Below are 17,178 nucleotides of genomic sequence, written 5' to 3' on the forward strand. Positions count from 1 at the left end.
ATTTTTATTTGAATTATACAAATATTCACTCTACATTTTATCCACTCCCCCTGCTTCTGCTTTCTCTTATTCTGTTTCCATAAAAAAACGAGGCTACCCTTTCACGGGTAGCCTCGCCTAACCAGTTATCTAAATCTATTTAGTCTTCGATAGCTGCTTGTGCCGCTGCCAGACGTGCAATAGGCACACGGAACGGAGAACAACTAACGTAATTCAAACCTACTTTATGGCAGAACTTCACAGATGAAGGCTCACCGCCATGTTCACCGCAGATACCGCATTTCAAATCCGGACGGATAGCACGCCCTTTTTCGGTTGCCATACGTACCAACTGGCCTACACCATTCTGGTCGAGTACCTGGAACGGATCTACCTTCAGGATCTTCTTCTCCAGATAAACCGGAAGGAAAGAAGCGATATCGTCACGAGAGTAACCGAAAGTCATCTGAGTCAAGTCGTTGGTTCCGAACGAGAAGAACTCGGCAGACGAAGCGATACGGTCGGCAGTCAGAGCTGCACGAGGAATTTCGATCATGGTTCCGACCTTGAAGTCGATGCGGTCTCCCACCTCTTCGAAAAGCTTTTCTGCTTCGGCACGGATCACACTTTCCTGCTGCTGGAACTCGTAAAGAATACCTGTCAGCGGCACCATGATTTCGGGATGTGTTTCTATTCCTTCTTTCTTCAGTTCAAGAGCGGCACCCAAAATGGCACGAGTCTGCATCTGTGTGATTTCGGGATACGTATTTCCCAAACGACAGCCACGGTGACCCAACATCGGGTTGTGTTCGCAAAGTGATTCTACACGCTGCTGGATATATTGCAGGCTTACCCCCATCGTATCGGCCATTTCTTGCTGTCCTTTCAGATCGTGAGGAACGAATTCATGCAAAGGAGGATCGAGCAGGCGTACGGTCACCGGACAACCGGACATAGCCTTAAAGATACCTTTGAAGTCGGCTTGCTGATACGGAAGTATCTTAGCCAGTGCTTTGCGGCGCCCTTCAGCATTTTCTGCCAGGATCATTTCACGCATAGCCTTAATTTTTTCACCTTCAAAGAACATGTGTTCCGTACGGCAAAGGCCTATACCTACCGCACCGAAGTTACGGGCAACCTCAGCATCATGCGGAGTGTCGGCATTAGTACGTACTTGCAGGCGAGTATATTTATCGGCCAACTTCATCAAATCGGAAAAATCACCCGATAACTCAGCAGCCTTCGTTTCTACTTTACCTTGGTAAACTTCACCCGTACTACCGTTCAAAGAGATGAAATCACCCTCTTTCAGCAACACGCCGTCCACTTCTACTGTACGGGCTTTATAGTCGATGTTCAGTGCACCGGCTCCCGAAACACAACATTTACCCATACCGCGGGCAACCACGGCTGCATGTGAAGTCATACCTCCGCGTGCGGTCAAAATGCCTTCAGCAACTGCCATACCGGCCAAATCTTCCGGTGATGTTTCAATACGAACCATTACGACGCGTTTTCCGGCAGCATGCCATTCGGCAGCATCGTCAGCAAAGAATACAATCTGACCGGTAGCAGCACCCGGAGAAGCCGGCAAACCGCGAGTCAACACTTTAGCCTGTTTCAAAGCAGACTTATCGAATACCGGGTGGAGTAATTCATCCAGCTTATTGGGTTCTACACGCATCAGGGCAGTCTTTTCATCAATCATTCCCTGACGGAACAGATCCATTGCGATCTTTACCATGGCAGCACCGGTACGTTTACCGTTACGTGTCTGAAGGAACCAAAGTTTGCCTTCCTGAACGGTGAACTCCATGTCCTGCATATCTTTATAGTGATTTTCGAGCTTAGTCTGCAATTCGTCCAGTTGTTTATATATTTCCGGCATTGCTTCTTCCATAGAAGGGTATTTCGAAGCACGCTCTTCTTCGCTCACACCGGCCAACTGGGCCCAACGCTGAGAACCGATCTTCGTGATCTGTTGCGGAGTACGGATTCCGGCAACAACGTCCTCGCCCTGTGCATTGATCAGGTATTCACCATTGAAAAGGTCCTCACCTGTGGCAGCATCGCGTGAGAAGCAAACACCTGTAGCAGAACCATCGCCCATATTACCGAATACCATTGCCTGAACACTTACGGCAGTACCCCATTCGTCAGGAATTCCCTCCATCTTACGGTACAGGATGGCGCGTTCATTCATCCATGAATTAAATACAGCGCAAATTGCTCCCCAAAGCTGTTCGTATGCACAAGTAGGGAAATCCTTGCCGGTCTGTGCTTTTACAGCAGCTTTAAATTTCTTCACGAGTTCTTTCAGGTCTTCTACCTCAAGCTCGTTATCCAATTTCACGCCTTTGGCATGTTTCACCTCTTCGATGATGGCTTCAAACGGATCTTGGTCTTCTTTGTTAACAGGCTTCATACCCAATACTACATCACCATACATCTGTACGAAACGGCGGTAAGAATCCCATGCAAAACGGGCATTTCCTGTTTTACGGGTCAAGCCTTCAACCACTTCATCGTTCAATCCCAGGTTCAGGATCGTATCCATCATGCCCGGCATGGATGCACGCGCACCCGAACGCACAGAAACCAGCAACGGATTCTCTACGTCACCAAATTTTGAACGCATCAGGTTCTCTATATTTGCAATGGCTTTTTCTACTTCTTCTTTCAGGAGAGATACGACCTTTTCCTGTCCCATCTCGTAATATTCGGTACAAACGTCAGTTGTAATTGTGAAGCCCGGAGGTACGGGGACACCGATCAGATTCATTTCGGCAAGGTTCGCACCTTTACCCCCAAGTAAGTTTCGCATACCGGCTTTTCCTTCTGCCAGTCCATTACCAAAGGTATAAACTCTTTTTTTGTCCATAATACGATTTTAAAGTTATTAGTTGTGATTCTTTTCTGTTCGCAAATCTAAGGATATTTCGCAAACCAGAAAACTTTTATATGAAAAACTTTCTATCAAAATGCAATTTCGACATTGCAATCTGCATTATTTCACTTCATATAGAGAAATACGAAAAAAAATACCTACTTTTGCGAAAGATTTTATTAATATGGCGTAGAATGGTGATTTTATATATTCACGCTTTATACATAAAGAAATCATTTTAATATAATTCAAGGAGTATTGTGGCTAGAAAGAAAAAAGAACTTCCCCTGCTGGAGAAGGTGACAATAACGGATGTGGCTGCCGAAGGAAAAGCCATCGCAAAAGTAAATGACCTGGTAGTTTTTGTACCTTACGTAGTGCCGGGCGATGTGGTGGATCTGCAAGTCAAAAGAAAAAAGAATAAATATGCCGAGGCCGAAGCGGTGAAGTTTCACGAACTCTCGCCGATACGTGCCGTTCCTTTTTGCCAACACTATGGCGTATGCGGCGGATGCAAATGGCAGGTATTGCCTTACGCCGAACAAATCAAATACAAACAGAAACAGGTGGAAGATAACCTCCGTCGCATCGGCAAGATCGAATTACCGGAGATCTCTCCTATCCTGGGATCTGCCAAAACCGAATTTTATCGGAACAAATTGGAATTTACCTTCTCAAACAAACGCTGGCTGACAGCAGAAGAAGTGAAACAGGATGTAAAGTACGACCAGATGAATGCAGTGGGATTCCATATCCCGGGAGCATTCGACAAAGTGCTGGCTATCGAAAAGTGTTGGTTACAAGACGATATTTCCAATCGCATCCGAAACACAATCCGTGATTATGCTTACGAGCACAATTACTCTTTCATCAACCTTCGTTCACAGGAAGGAATGCTCCGCAACATGATTGTGCGTACTTCAAGTACCGGCGAACTGATGGTAATTCTGATTTGTAAAATTACCGAAGAGCATGAAATGGATCTCTTCAAGCAGTTATTGCAGTATGTGGCCGACCAATTTCCGGAAATAACCTCTCTCCTATACATTATTAATAATAAATGCAACGACACCATCAATGATCTCGATGTACACGTATTCCGTGGCAACGACCATATCTTTGAAGAGATGGAGGGCCTGCGTTTCAAAGTGGGACCGAAATCGTTCTATCAGACCAATTCGGGGCAGGCATACAACCTCTATAAGGTAACGCGCGACTTTGCCGGATTAACGGGTGGAGAACTGGTGTATGACCTGTATACCGGAACAGGAACCATTACTAACTTTGTATCGCGACAGGCACGGCAAGTGATCGGCATCGAATACGTGCCCGAAGCCATTGAAGATGCGAAAGTAAATGCGGAAATTAATGGAATAGAGAATACGTTGTTCTTTGCCGGAGACATGAAGGATATCCTGACTCAGGACTTCATCAATCAGTATGGACGTCCGGACGTAATTATCACCGATCCTCCCCGGGCAGGAATGCATCAGGATGTGGTAGACGTAATCTTGTTTGCCGAACCAAAACGAATTGTATATGTTAGTTGTAATCCGGCAACGCAAGCCCGTGATCTTCAGTTGCTCGACGTTAAATACCGTGTGAAAGCAGTGCAACCGGTAGATATGTTCCCACATACCCATCACGTGGAAAACGTAGTGCTGCTCGAACTTAAATAAGGAAACGAATATGAAAAGAATGAAACGAACTCCGGCCGAAAAGGCACGTGCGCAATATACAGGTTATCTGGTGAAAGAGCCTATGGAACTAATGGACTTCCTCGCAGCGAAAATGCCTGATGCCAGCCGTACCAAGCTAAAGTCACTGCTCAGCAAACGAATCGTACTGGTTGACAATGTGATTACGACACAGTTCAACTTCCCTCTGCAACCGGGCATGAAAGTGCTTATCAGCAAAGATAAGAATAAAAAGGAATTCCGTCATCCGCTGCTGAAAATCGTCTATGAAGACGCTTATATCATCGTAGTAGAGAAAAAAGAAGGCTTACTCTCTGTTGGCACCGACCGGCAAAAGGAACGCACAGCACAGCATATCTTAAGTGAATATGTGGGGCGTTCGGGGCGTGGAAACCGTATTTTTGTAGTTCATCGTCTGGATCGTGACACCTCAGGATTGATGATGTTTGCCAAAGATGAAAAGACACAACGTACACTGCGTGACCACTGGCATGACATCGTGACGGACCGTCGTTATGTAGCAGTAGTTACCGGCGAGATGGAAAAGGACAGCGACACCGTCGTATCCTGGTTGACAGACCGTACCTTATATGTCAGTTCAAGCAGCTACGATGACGGTGGTTCCAAATCAATCACCCACTATCGCACTATCAAACGCGCCAATGGATATTCATTGGTAGAACTGCGACTGGAAACCGGACGTAAAAATCAGATACGTGTACATATGCAGGATTTAGGGCATCCTCTGATCGGAGACGGGCGTTACGGTATCGACGGCGGCCCCAATCCTCTCGGGCGTCTGGCGTTGCATGCTTTCAAACTTTGTTTCTATCATCCGGTAACAGATCAGCTGATGGAATTTGAAACTCCTTATCCCCCGGCATTCAAGAAATTGTTTCTCAGAAAATGATACTAAAATGGGCGTGAAACAACTATTTCACGCCCATTTTGATATATCCCACCTGTCAAATATAAGTATTATTCCATCCTAAGCTCAAAATTAAATCCCGGTGCATTGTCCGAAAGATAAAAGATACCGCTCAGCCGATCTCCGTATACTCTTACGTCATCCATAAAAGAAATACCGTTAGTTCCGTAATCCAACACTAAATTACGATTATAAGAGTCGCCCCAATACCACCGGAAACGATACTGATCATACAAAGCGCCGTCAGAAGCATAAAACTGGGTTTCCACCCCAAAACCGTCAAGCCCGAATTCAAAGGTACTAAACAAGGCTTCACCGTTATCGGCATTCATCCCCACATCGCCTGTCCATGCCCGTCCGGCAATGACATATTCAATCTCTCCCTGATCGTCTTCACAGGATGCCAATCCGACAGCCAGCAGCAGTACCAGCAGAATCTTTAAATAGCCTTTCATGTTTCTATCTCCTTCTCTAAATTAGTTTCTGTTGTATTTTGAATCAACAAATACAACGACCTTTCCGTTCAGCTTTCCGGAAAGATTATGTTCGCGCACCCACACATTATCAAAATAAGTCATCCCGTTTACGCCATAGTCAAAAACAATTCCTTCCATCGAATCGTCTATCCAGGACCAAGTCAGATTATTTGTTTCTGTCCGGTAAGGTTGGTTTTCATTCAAATGATAATAAGCATAAGTTTCTGCCAGCCGTCCGCTATCATCAAACTTCAATGTATGGCGCACCCATTCATCCGCATCATTTTTATCAGAATCATTCACCCAAGTCTTTCCGCATAACTTTGCATTACTGTTTCGCAAATAATCATCTGAATAATACTTGTCGCCACAAGAGCTCAAGCCTACTATAGCTACCAATAAAAGCAGCGTCTTCATAAAATTCAATGTCTTCATAAGTGTCATTTGTCATTAAATTAATAATACAAGGGACAAATATAAGGATTGTTTTCTAATAAAAAGGAAATAGGATTAATAAAAACATTTCAAACAAATAAAAACCACATTGTTCGCTTCGGAGGCATTCTGTTTACCTTACCTGAATTTTCAAAAAGAAACCTTTAAGAGGAAGTAAGCTACAGATTGCTTCATTTATAGAAGAATCGCTAACTCTATATAGAAACAAAAGTCCTCAGATAGAACTTATATTTAATAGAAAACGGATAAAAAAAGAAATAACATACACTTTTATCACTATCTAATGATAAATATGCAAAAACACTTAGACCTTTATTAATATCCTCTAAGTCTTTTGTTAACTTCATCCAAGTCTTTTATTAACTTCGTCTAAGTATTTTGCTAACTTCATCCGAGTATTTTGCTAACTTCATAATCCCCAAAGACGTTTCCCACTGTATAAGACCACTTTTTTTATTTATTAGCACTCGCAGAAGCAATCATACAAAAATAACATATACGTGCATAAACATAGACATTCATAACACAATAAACGATATTAGAACTATCAATAAACGATATCACAGTAAAACAATGGAATAACATTCTTTTTGAATTATACAAATTCCGCTATTTCGCGTTCTTTTCCACAAGGATTGATATAGGACCTGAAAAATCAAATCTGAGCAGCATTAAAATACAAAATGACAAAATGAGTTATTGAGTATTAATTGCTACTTTTCACCTCCGACTCGCAGAAATAATCTTTCCCGATACACAGCATTTCCCCTTTTTATTCCCTACATTTGTGCTACGAATAAAAAATCAAGATAGTAAAATGAAAAAGTTTATTAAAGGAGTCCGGTTTACTCCTTCCAATTATCCGGATGAAATAGAAGATAAGATACAGAAATACAGAAAACAAGGCTATAAACTTCCCCCACGCAAAGTGCTCCGTACGCCGGAACAGATTGAAGGTATCCGTGAAAGTGCCAAAATCAATACGGCGCTGCTTGACCACATCGCGGAAAACATTCGTGAAGGAATGCCTACAGAAGAGATCGACCGATTGGTTTATGATTTCACAACAGCTCACGGTGCTATTCCCGCTCCTCTTAATTATGAAGGATTCCCTAAAAGCGTCTGTACCAGTATCAATGATGTGGTATGCCACGGAATACCCAGTCCGACCGAATTTCTGCAAAGCGGAGATATAGTCAACGTGGACGTATCGACTATTTACAAAGGCTATTTCTCCGATGCATCACGTATGTTCATGATCGGTGAAGTCAGTCCGGAAAAACAAAGACTGGTGCAAGTTACCAGAGAGTGTATGGAAATCGGTATAGCAGCCGCACAGCCTTGGGCACGGTTAGGAGATGTGGGTGCCGCTATTCAGGAACATGCCGAGAAGAACGGTTATAGCGTGGTCCGTGACTTATGCGGGCACGGAGTAGGTATCAAATTCCATGAAGAACCCGACGTAGAACACTTCGGACGCCGGGGAACAGGAATGTTAATTCTTCCGGGCATGACTTTCACCATCGAACCGATGATCAATATGGGAACGTATGAGGTCTTTGTCGACTCTGCTGATGACTGGACAGTCTGCACAGACGACGGATTGCCGTCTGCACAATGGGAAAATATGATTCTGATTACTGAAACCGGAAACGAAATATTGACTTATTAAATGGAACTGACTCTCCTCTTGATTATTGCAGCCTTGCTGGTTGTCCAGCTTGTATTGACACTAACCCGCAACAATCGCTCGCAAAGCGAAGAGATGCAACGGGCATTGCGTCAACAAATGCAGGAAAACCGGGAAGAGTTGAATCGCAGCATTCGTGAGTTGCGCATGGAAATGACGCAAACCCTGAATCAGGGTTTACAACAGTTGCAGGACGCCATGCATAAGAACATGATGACCACCGGAGAACTGCAACGCCAGAAGTTCGACGCAATGGCACGTCAGCAGGAAACGCTGATACAGTCTACTGAGAAGCGTCTGGATGACATGCGCGTGATGGTTGAAGAGAAATTACAAAAGACTCTTAACGAACGTATCGGACAGTCCTTCGAGATAGTCCGTTCGCAACTTGAAAACGTGCAAAAAGGCCTGGGAGAAATGAAGTCTCTCGCACAAGATGTGGGTGGTCTCAAGAAAGTTCTGAGCAACGTGAAAATGCGCGGGACCTTTGGAGAAGTCCAGTTAGGTGCTCTTCTGGAGCAGATGATGAGTCCTGAACAGTATGAAGCAAATGTCAAGACCAAGAAGAGCGGAACCGAATTTGTAGAGTTCGCCATCAAACTTCCCGGGAAAGACGATGCAAACAGTACCGTTTATCTGCCAATCGATGCAAAATTCCCAAAAGATGTTTACGAGCAATATTATGATGCCTTTGAGGCAGGTGACGCTGTACTGATGGAATCATGCGGGCGTCAACTGGAAACAACCATAAAAAAGATGGCAAAGGATATTCATGACAAGTATGTCGACCCACCGTTTACAACGGACTTCGCCATCCTGTTCCTCCCCTTTGAAAGCATTTATGCAGAAGTAATCCGCCGCACAACTTTAGTGGAAACACTACAAAAGGATTTCAAGATTGTCGTAACCGGACCAACTACTCTGGGAGCCATACTGAACAGCCTGCAAATGGGATTCCGGACACTTGCCATACAGAAGCGTACTGGTGAAGTATGGACTGTATTGGGAGCCGTAAAAACAGAATTCGGAAAATTCGGAGGACTGCTTGAGAAGGTGCAGAAGAATCTGCAAAGTGCAGGTGACCAATTGGAAGAAGTAATAGGAAAACGCACCCGCGCCATCGAACGCAAGCTCCGGCAGGTCGAAGAGCTCCCACACGAAGAAAGCCGGAAAATCTTACCGATTGACGATGGCGGAGAAGATGATTAATTGATAAAACAACGAGATATAAGGTCATGGAAACAACACTTAAGGATCAGTTCATTACCTTGTGGAATACTTATTTTCCACAAGCCGGACTCCCCATAGCATTTGAATACTCGGCAGATACACAGAATCTTCCGGTAGTGGAAGCTCCGAAAGGACATCGGTGTATCATTGCCCAACTGACACAAGTACAACGAGGAAAAACTCTCTGTATACAGGCAGATTCTGTGGGATGCCGGGGTGGGAAACGATATACAAGCTTTACGGACAAGATGTTCCCCGGGTTTGAATGTTTCCTTTCACACAATGGGCAAGGAGAAGGAGAACGATACAAACAAACGCCGGAATTGGCTGCGGAGGCTCTGGCACAGTTACCCGTACTTCCTATCAAGGGGGAAAACCTGATTTTCAAGCGTTGGGACAAACTGGAAGCAGAAGACACACCGGAAGCGGTTATTTTCTTTGCATCTGCCGATGTTCTCTCCGGATTGTTCACACTGGCTTGTTTTGACAATGCAGATCCTGATGCAGTGATTGCTCCTTTCGGTGCAGGCTGTGCCTCCATTATCTATCATCCGTACCGGGAACAACTGGACGGAACCAATCGGGCAGTGTTAGGATCATTCGACCCTTCGGCACGCAAATGTATGAAATCCGACCTTTTGTCTTTTGCCATTCCATTTAACAAATTCAAAAAAATGGTGTTGCAAATGGAAGAAAGCTTTCTGAAGACAGCTACGTGGGACGTAATCAAAAAGAGAATGGGCAAATCCAATCAGTCTTAAATAAAAGAGCTATTCCGGAGAGTTGTTTCACCGGAATAGCTCTTATCAAAGTAACCGAAACCGGTTCTTCTTACCAGTTCTCTCTGAGTATCTGTTTCATTTTCAACACTGTCCCCATATTACATTCACGATCAACCTTGACCCTCACACTAAGTTTCCGGCCATCTTTCAGTTTCTCCCGATAATCGGTTACCGCCTGTTGTAACTCCTCTGCCGTAGGATTCTTCAATTCTTTAAGCAAATCCTTACCGGACATAAAATTCAACTCGATCCCACTCAGACAATCTCCATTTTGGGAGCCAAACTTCTTCAAATTCTCATATTGCGAAACAACGATGGGGAATTCCTTGTCAAGAAAATCTTTACTATCATTACCCGAAGCAATAGCAATGCTGTCACGTATTTCGGTATATGCATCGTAAACCGCCTGCAATGCCTGCCTTGCTTCATCCACGTTGGTTCCTCTGTCACACCAGAACCCAACAATCTGTTCGTCTTTACGACCAGACTTTTCTTTCTCTCTCCGTTGTTTATACAAAAGCTTTTCCTTAACTTTATCCTTCAGATTTTCTTTGAGAACATAATCTCCATCGAACAGCATCACATTCCTGGCATTCATTAGCAATTGATTCATCCGGTTCTCAGGGGTAGTAGGGGCAACCTTCTTTCCAAATTTCCGAAGGTTGTAGGCCTCCTCTTCATTCCTCAACAGTTTCGACAGAGTTTGATAATCCATTGCTTGTTTCTGGTGCAGTCCGGGCACTGTCTGTACAAATGTCTCCTTCACTTCGGGCCGGGCGAACGCATAAAGCGTTCCGGCCATCACGGGCACGAAAAGCAACAGCTTCAAACGTGCCCACCCATTGGTTCTTTCTTTCAACATCATGGTGATTCGGTTTTTAAGTTTACTGTGATTGAAACCGTTGGCCATAGAGTAGAGCCTTGTACCAACAGCCTTTTTCACTAACAAAAGTTGATATCTCGTTGCATCGATGCCATTATTTATCACTCCGTCGTCTGCCTCAAATTCGTGAACTTCCTGTAACTCACGTTTCAACAGCCACACGGCCGGATTAAACCAGAATAGAATGAGAAGAAGTTGAATCCACAATAAATCCAGCGTATGCCAACTACGCAAATGCATCACTTCATGCAGCAGAATTTCTTGTGAATGACCATAATCCGCTTCAGAAATCACAATAACCCTCCCCCAGCTAAAAGAACCTACCGTTTGAGAAGTCAATGCCAATGTATACTTTCCGTATCTGCTCCTCCTGGCATGTAATATCAGACGCCACATACGAATCGCAGACAGTACAAAGCCTAAGAACACTACGACGCTCCCTATCAAATAGACAACTCCCCCTACTCTTATTAATTCATGCCGGAATGTGATATCAGGAGAAGTATGTCGTACCCTTTCAGGCGAGTTTGCCAACCGCCCCATTCCTCCTTCCTGAACCAACTCCAACGAAGAATCGGAATAACCTTCTTCCACCAATACACGATGGATGACCTGAAAAGGAGTATGGAAGAGATGCTCTTCCTCAGTAGTAAACTCCATCAAAGGGAGGACGACACATACCGACATCCCCACCAGCAATGTCAATCGGTTAAAGCGAAAGAAAGTGCTGCGGCTCAGCAACGCCCGATAAAACACATAAAATAATATCAGGCAGAAAGCTGACTTGAGCAGGTAAAACAAGAAAGTTCCCATAAGATTATTTTTTACGTCCTTGTTCTATCTGGCGAATCAAAGCTTTCAGGTCTTCAACAGATAACCCTTCTTCCTCAATAAATGCCGATACAACATTGGTGTAGGAATTATCATAATATTGGGAAACAACTTCATGAAGAGCGGAGCGCTTATACTGCTTCTCTGAGATCAAGGCAAAATACTGATAGGTATTGCCATAAGCTTTATATCCGACAAACCCTTTCTCTTCAAGACCCCGTACGATAGTAGATACTGTATTATAATGGGGTTTGGGCTCGTCATAATACTTCAGAAGTTCACGGACAAACATTGCACCTTCTTTCCAGAATATGCGCATGATCTCTTCTTCTTTGGCAGTAAGTCTTTTCATCGTAATTAAGAATTAAAAGGTTCTGATACCACAAAGATAATAAATCATTCAGAACAAACAACTGCAACCATTAGTTATTCAACTAATGCCATAAGTTATTTAACTAATCTTAGCAGGAGATTAGAAGACTACCTTATTATATAAGAAAATCATCTTTTCCGGGGCAAGACCCAATGCAAAACCAGATATCCCAATATACCTGCTATTACCGTACCGGACAAAACACCGAGTTTAGCTTGGTTCAACAATACGGGGTGAGTGGAGCCAAACGAAAGATTGGCAATAAAAAGTGATACCGTAAAACCAATGCCTCCCAATAATGCCACTCCGGATATGTTCTTCCAGTTCATCCCTAAAGGCATTGGAGTGAGTCCACTCTTGATGGCCAACCATGTAAAAGAATAAATCCCAAGAAACTTGCCAGCCAACAGCCCCAGAGCAACCGCATAGGTAACTCCGCCAATGACCTCGCCTTCACCACTGAACATAACACCGGCATTGACAAAAGCAAATAATGGAAGAACAAGGTAATTCACCGCACCATGAAGATTATCTTCAAGTGATTGAAGCGGACTGATGACTCTGTCGGAAGCCGACTCAACCTCCTTCAGCTTAGCTATCTGCTGGTTGGTCAATACGATATTGTTTGCTCTCATTTCGGGGAATGTACTGATAATACGCCGGATACGCTCAATATAAGTACCGACATTCAACTGAGGTTTAGCGGGAATGACAAAAGCCAGAATGACACCGGAAATCGTACTATGGATACCAGATTGCAGGAAAAGATACCAGATAACCACCCCAACGACTAAAAAGAAAATCTTATTAGTGGCTCCTTTCTTACCTATAAAATATAACAGTACGTAAAGTAATGCCGCCCATAACAAATACTCATAAGCCACATGTGAACTGTAAAAGATAGCAATCACCAAAATACCTCCTATATCATCGACTACCGCAAAAGCTGTAAGGAAGATTTTCAAACTTAGCGGCACACGCTTGCCCAACAGACTGAGTACTCCCAAGGAAAAGGCAATATCGGTCGCCATGGGGATAGCCAACCCTTGTCCTCCTTCAGTGCCCGGAGCACAAATCATGGAATAGATTACAACAGGCACTACCATTCCGCCACATGCGGCTATGAATGGCAGTGCAGCTTTACGAAACGAAGAAAGCTCACCTACCAGCAACTCCCTCTTAATCTCCAACCCGACCATCAGGAAAAAAATCGTCATCAATCCGTCATTGATGAACTCAATCATTGTCAGATTGTGTCCCGCATGCGAAAGTAAATTAAAGCCTCCGATACGGAAATGAAGTTCGTGCGACAAAAATTCCTGATACACCGGTGCCACAGGAGAGTTAGCAATTACCGCAGCAGCAATCGCTGTTACAAATAATAAAATACTCGCCGTAATATTCATCGACGAGAAATCCTTCATCGAACGTAAAACTGTCATAATATGTATTTATAGAATTAGGTTTAAGTAACTTTATGCCTTTGCTAAGTTGTATAACTCCGCAATGCCAACTTCTTCACCCATAGAACAAAGATGCCGGTCAGGATCAGGTTTAACACGATCGTAAGCACTGAGATCACTAAAGCAGGGCCACCCAGATTGTATCCAAGGGCAATAAAAATAATTCCGGCTCCTACTTCACCACGGGTAAACATACCGATAGAAAGTGCCAGTCGTTCGCTGAACTTCCGGTCCCGGTAAAAGAATACGGGGAATAACTTACCTATGTTTGAAAGCAGTGAAACAATCAACACATGCAACGTTATCATTCCCCATGACATCATTTCCTGTGAGCCTGTCACCGAATGGGTTCCGGCATGCGTCTCTGCAAAGTTCACCCCAATAAAATGCGGCATACTGAGTCCGACTAAAAACATAAACAGGAACGAGACTCCCGTCGAAATTTTGTGCTCCACCGGAGTATCTATCTCTTTGTGTTTCATGATCATACCCAGAACAAAAGCCGGCAACAGCACTTCGATATGAATGCTGCCCTCTTCGCCATACAACTGCTTGCTGAAGTAATAAACAGCCTGTGTAGCAACAAAAACAAGTACCGAATAGCCCATTATCGCTTTCCAGTCCTGACGCCAGTTATATTTGCCCAACTGTTTCCAACCTAATGAAAGCAGCAAAAAGACGATAAAGATAACCACAATCAGTTGCCAGCGCATACCGATCATCATTATCTGCAGAGGAATCATCAATAAAATCGTATCAAGGTCATCGAAGATAGCCAGCACCTGAATCTTTTTATAAATCCAACTTGACTTAAGTCCGATAGCAGCGAGCATTGTGAAAAGGATACCTGCCGACGTAGGAGCGGCAAAACGGCTTAACAGCAAATTCTCTTTCCACGCCTCCCAACTATTCCAAAACTCAGGAGGAAGAAGTACAAACACATAATAAAGGGCAATCAGGAACCAAGGCATAGCGGCAGTAGCCATCGCAATAAAATAATCTTCAGCGTAACTTCGCCAACGGGTCTTATCTACTTCAAACTCACGCCCGACATTAATCATGATAAAACTCAGGCAGACATAAAGAAGAATACTAGATACAGTTTTTACAGCAGCATATCCTTCACCTGCCAATGATGGCAGGAATTGTGATAGTAAAAGGCCAATAATCAAAAAGGCCGAAAAAGACAGAACTTTTCTCATTTTTATTGTTTATCGTTGTTTTAAAGGCAATTGCCAGGGAAAGCTCTGCGGACAGATGGCAATTACCTGGTATATTAGAAACTGGCTGCAACGAAATTTGTTCAGAAAGATTTCTGCTTTTTATCACGTTGCAGCCCTTATTTCCTAATCCAGTTTAAGCACGGCAAGGAACGCCTTCTGCGGCACTTCCACGTTACCGATCTGCTTCATACGTTTTTTTCCTTTTTTCTGCTTCTCAAGCAATTTACGTTTACGGCTGATATCACCTCCGTAACATTTCGCCGTAACATCTTTACGCACAGCCTTGATCGTCTCACGTGCTATGATTTTGGCACCGATGGCAGCTTGGATGGCAATCTCAAACTGCTGCCTCGGAATCAGTTCTTTCAATTTTTCACACATCCGGCGTCCCATATCGTAGGCATTATCGAAGTGAGTCAAGGTGGAAAGCGCGTCAACCGATTCGCCATTCAACAGAATATCCAGTTTCACCAACTTAGACGGACGGAAACCATCCGGATGATAATCAAACGAAGCATAACCTTTCGAGATACTCTTCAATCTGTCATAGAAGTCGATCACAATCTCGCCCAAAGGCATATTGTAAAACAGCTCGACGCGGTTTCCAGATATATATTCCTGCTTCAACAGCTCTCCCCGCTTGCCAAGGCAAAGCGTCATGATAGGTCCGATATAATCGGTAGTTGTAATAATGGAAGCTTTGATATAAGGCTCTTCTATGTGGTCAATCATTGTCGGATCGGGCATACCGCCGGGATTATGAACTTCCGTCATATTGCCTTGCTTATCGTAGATATGATAAGATACGTTAGGAACCGTAGTAATGACGTTCATATCGAACTCACGATCCAGACGCTCCTGTACAATTTCCATGTGAAGCAACCCCAGGAAACCGCAACGGAAACCGAATCCCAGCGCCAAAGAAGATTCCGGCTGGAAAGTCAACGAAGCATCGTTCAACTGCAACTTCTCAAGCGAAGCCCGCAGATCTTCAAATTCCTCGGCCTCAATAGGATAAACTCCGGCAAACACCATCGGCTTCACCTCTTCAAATCCGGCAATCGCTTTATCACAAGGACGGGCTACATGGGTAATCGTATCTCCCACTTTCACCTCTTTCGAGGTCTTAATACCGGAAATGATATATCCAACATCCCCCGTCCGTAATTCTTTACGGGGAACCATTTCCATCTTTAACACTCCAATTTCATCGGCAACGTATTCCTTTCCGGTATTAAAGAACTTCACTTTGTCCCCCGCACGGATAACTCCGTTCGTGATTTTGAAATAAGCTATAATTCCACGGAAGGAGTTGAATACAGAGTCGAAGATCAAAGCTTGCAACGGTGCGTCTTCATCACCTTTCGGATGAGGTATACGCTCTATTACTGCTGCCAGTATTTCTTCAACCCCCATACCCGTCTTACCGGATGCACGGATAATTTCATCCCTCTTGCATCCCAGCAACTCTACAATCTCGTCTTCCACCTCTTCGGGCATGGCACTCGCCATATCGCATTTATTAATGATCGGAATGATTTCAAGATCGTGCTCAATAGCCATATAAAGATTTGAGATGGTCTGTGCCTGGACCCCTTGTGATGCATCTACAATAAGCAACGCACCTTCACAGGCAGCTATCGAGCGGGACACTTCATACGAAAAGTCAACATGACCCGGAGTATCAATCAGGTTCAAAATATACTTTTCCCCCCTGTATGCATACTCCATCTGTATGGCGTGACTTTTAATTGTAATCCCCCTCTCCTTCTCCAGGTCCATATCATCAAGCATCTGCCCTTCTGTCACTTGAATGGTATTAGTGAACTCCAACAAGCGGTCCGCTAATGTTGATTTACCATGGTCGATATGAGCTATGATGCAAAAATTTCTGATTTTATCCATCTGATACTATTATCTTAATTTAATTTGGTGCGCAAATATACACAAATGCCAGAACATAAAAAAATGCGCTGATAACATATCATAATGTATCAACGCATTTTTTTATTGGGGAAGTAGCCCACTCCTTAGTTCAATGTAACGAAGATTTCACCTTCGATTTCCTGAGTAGAGATCTTGTCTTCTCTCAACAGCCATCCGAGGCCAAGGAACAAATCTTTATCTACCAACTTAGTCGCTTTCTTAATCTGCTTGGCAGTCAGTCCTTCTGTTCCATTCAGTGCATTCCAGATTTTACCTGCAATTTCACCTGCTTTTTCTTTCAACATTTGCTTTAGAAATTTTAGTTAGACATGAGTTAAAACCTGAACAAATCAG

The 17,178-nt window shown here is 43.8% G+C and carries 14 protein-coding genes; 5 read left to right on the forward strand and 9 right to left on the reverse strand.

Annotation, left to right across the window (positions count from 1 at the left end):
* Window positions 1-139: 139 nt before the first annotated feature.
* A complete protein-coding gene (gene ppdK, locus ISX59_RS02855) occupies window positions 140-2,860 on the reverse strand; it encodes a pyruvate, phosphate dikinase (protein WP_005778073.1) in 2,721 nt (906 codons plus the stop codon).
* 266 nt (window positions 2,861-3,126) lie between these two features.
* Here ppdK and rlmD point away from each other — a divergent pair, with 266 nt between their 5' ends.
* Together rlmD and ISX59_RS02865 are read left to right on the forward strand one after the other, a co-directional pair.
* Window positions 3,127-4,545 carry a 23S rRNA (uracil(1939)-C(5))-methyltransferase RlmD gene (rlmD, locus tag ISX59_RS02860; RefSeq protein ID WP_220575648.1) on the forward strand — a complete coding sequence of 473 codons (1,419 nt, stop codon included), beginning with the start codon at window positions 3,127-3,129 and terminating at the stop codon, window positions 4,543-4,545.
* Window positions 4,546-4,555: 10 nt separating this feature from the next.
* Window positions 4,556-5,473 carry an RluA family pseudouridine synthase gene (locus ISX59_RS02865; RefSeq protein ID WP_005778080.1) on the forward strand — a complete coding sequence of 306 codons (918 nt, stop codon included), beginning with the start codon at window positions 4,556-4,558 and terminating at the stop codon, window positions 5,471-5,473.
* Between the two features lie 68 nt (window positions 5,474-5,541).
* On the opposite strand, the gene ISX59_RS02870 is transcribed toward ISX59_RS02865, so the two are convergent.
* A complete protein-coding gene (locus ISX59_RS02870) occupies window positions 5,542-5,946 on the reverse strand; it encodes a hypothetical protein (RefSeq protein ID WP_005778083.1) in 405 nt (134 codons plus the stop codon).
* Between the two features lie 21 nt (window positions 5,947-5,967).
* Complete coding sequence (locus tag ISX59_RS02875) at window positions 5,968-6,411, reverse strand: hypothetical protein (RefSeq protein ID WP_005806437.1); 444 nt, start codon at window positions 6,409-6,411, stop codon at window positions 5,968-5,970.
* 829 nt (window positions 6,412-7,240) lie between these two features.
* On the opposite strand from ISX59_RS02875, the gene map reads away from it, so the two are divergent.
* Genes map through ISX59_RS02890 form a run of 3 tightly spaced genes read left to right on the forward strand, consistent with a single transcriptional unit; the run spans window position 7,241 to window position 10,104 of the window.
* A complete protein-coding gene (map, locus tag ISX59_RS02880; RefSeq protein ID WP_005806458.1) occupies window positions 7,241-8,095 on the forward strand; it encodes a type I methionyl aminopeptidase in 855 nt (284 codons plus the stop codon).
* Complete coding sequence (locus ISX59_RS02885; protein WP_032539963.1) at window positions 8,096-9,322, forward strand: DNA recombination protein RmuC; 1,227 nt, start codon at window positions 8,096-8,098, stop codon at window positions 9,320-9,322.
* Window positions 9,323-9,348: 26 nt separating this feature from the next.
* A complete protein-coding gene (locus ISX59_RS02890) occupies window positions 9,349-10,104 on the forward strand; it encodes a DUF169 domain-containing protein (RefSeq protein WP_032539965.1) in 756 nt (251 codons plus the stop codon).
* A gap of 70 nt (window positions 10,105-10,174) precedes the next feature.
* Here the strand turns inward: ISX59_RS02890 and ISX59_RS02895 are convergent, their stop codons facing one another.
* From ISX59_RS02895 to ISX59_RS02920, 6 genes are all read right to left on the reverse strand, one after another.
* The gene (locus tag ISX59_RS02895) at window positions 10,175-11,821 is read right to left on the reverse strand and encodes a M56 family metallopeptidase (protein WP_005778093.1); all 1,647 of its coding nucleotides are present in this window, start codon (window positions 11,819-11,821) and stop codon (window positions 10,175-10,177) included.
* A 4-nt stretch (window positions 11,822-11,825) separates the two neighbouring features.
* A complete protein-coding gene (locus ISX59_RS02900; protein WP_005778094.1) occupies window positions 11,826-12,191 on the reverse strand; it encodes a BlaI/MecI/CopY family transcriptional regulator in 366 nt (121 codons plus the stop codon).
* Window positions 12,192-12,340: 149 nt separating this feature from the next.
* Complete coding sequence (gene nhaA / locus ISX59_RS02905) at window positions 12,341-13,654, reverse strand: Na+/H+ antiporter NhaA (protein WP_101603195.1); 1,314 nt, start codon at window positions 13,652-13,654, stop codon at window positions 12,341-12,343.
* A gap of 44 nt (window positions 13,655-13,698) precedes the next feature.
* Window positions 13,699-14,877: a sodium:proton antiporter gene (locus ISX59_RS02910; protein ID WP_005806466.1), complete on the reverse strand. Its 1,179-nt coding sequence runs from the start codon at window positions 14,875-14,877 to the stop codon at window positions 13,699-13,701.
* A gap of 144 nt (window positions 14,878-15,021) precedes the next feature.
* Window positions 15,022-16,803, reverse strand: a complete 1,782-nt coding sequence (gene lepA / locus ISX59_RS02915) for a translation elongation factor 4 (protein WP_005806468.1) — start codon at window positions 16,801-16,803, stop codon at window positions 15,022-15,024.
* A gap of 125 nt (window positions 16,804-16,928) precedes the next feature.
* Window positions 16,929-17,129, reverse strand: a complete 201-nt coding sequence (locus ISX59_RS02920; protein ID WP_005778103.1) for a winged helix-turn-helix domain-containing protein — start codon at window positions 17,127-17,129, stop codon at window positions 16,929-16,931.
* Window positions 17,130-17,178 lie beyond the last annotated feature (49 nt).

Source organism: Bacteroides sp. FSHCM14E1, assembly GCF_019633785.1.
Taxonomy (GTDB): domain Bacteria; phylum Bacteroidota; class Bacteroidia; order Bacteroidales; family Bacteroidaceae; genus Bacteroides; species Bacteroides hominis.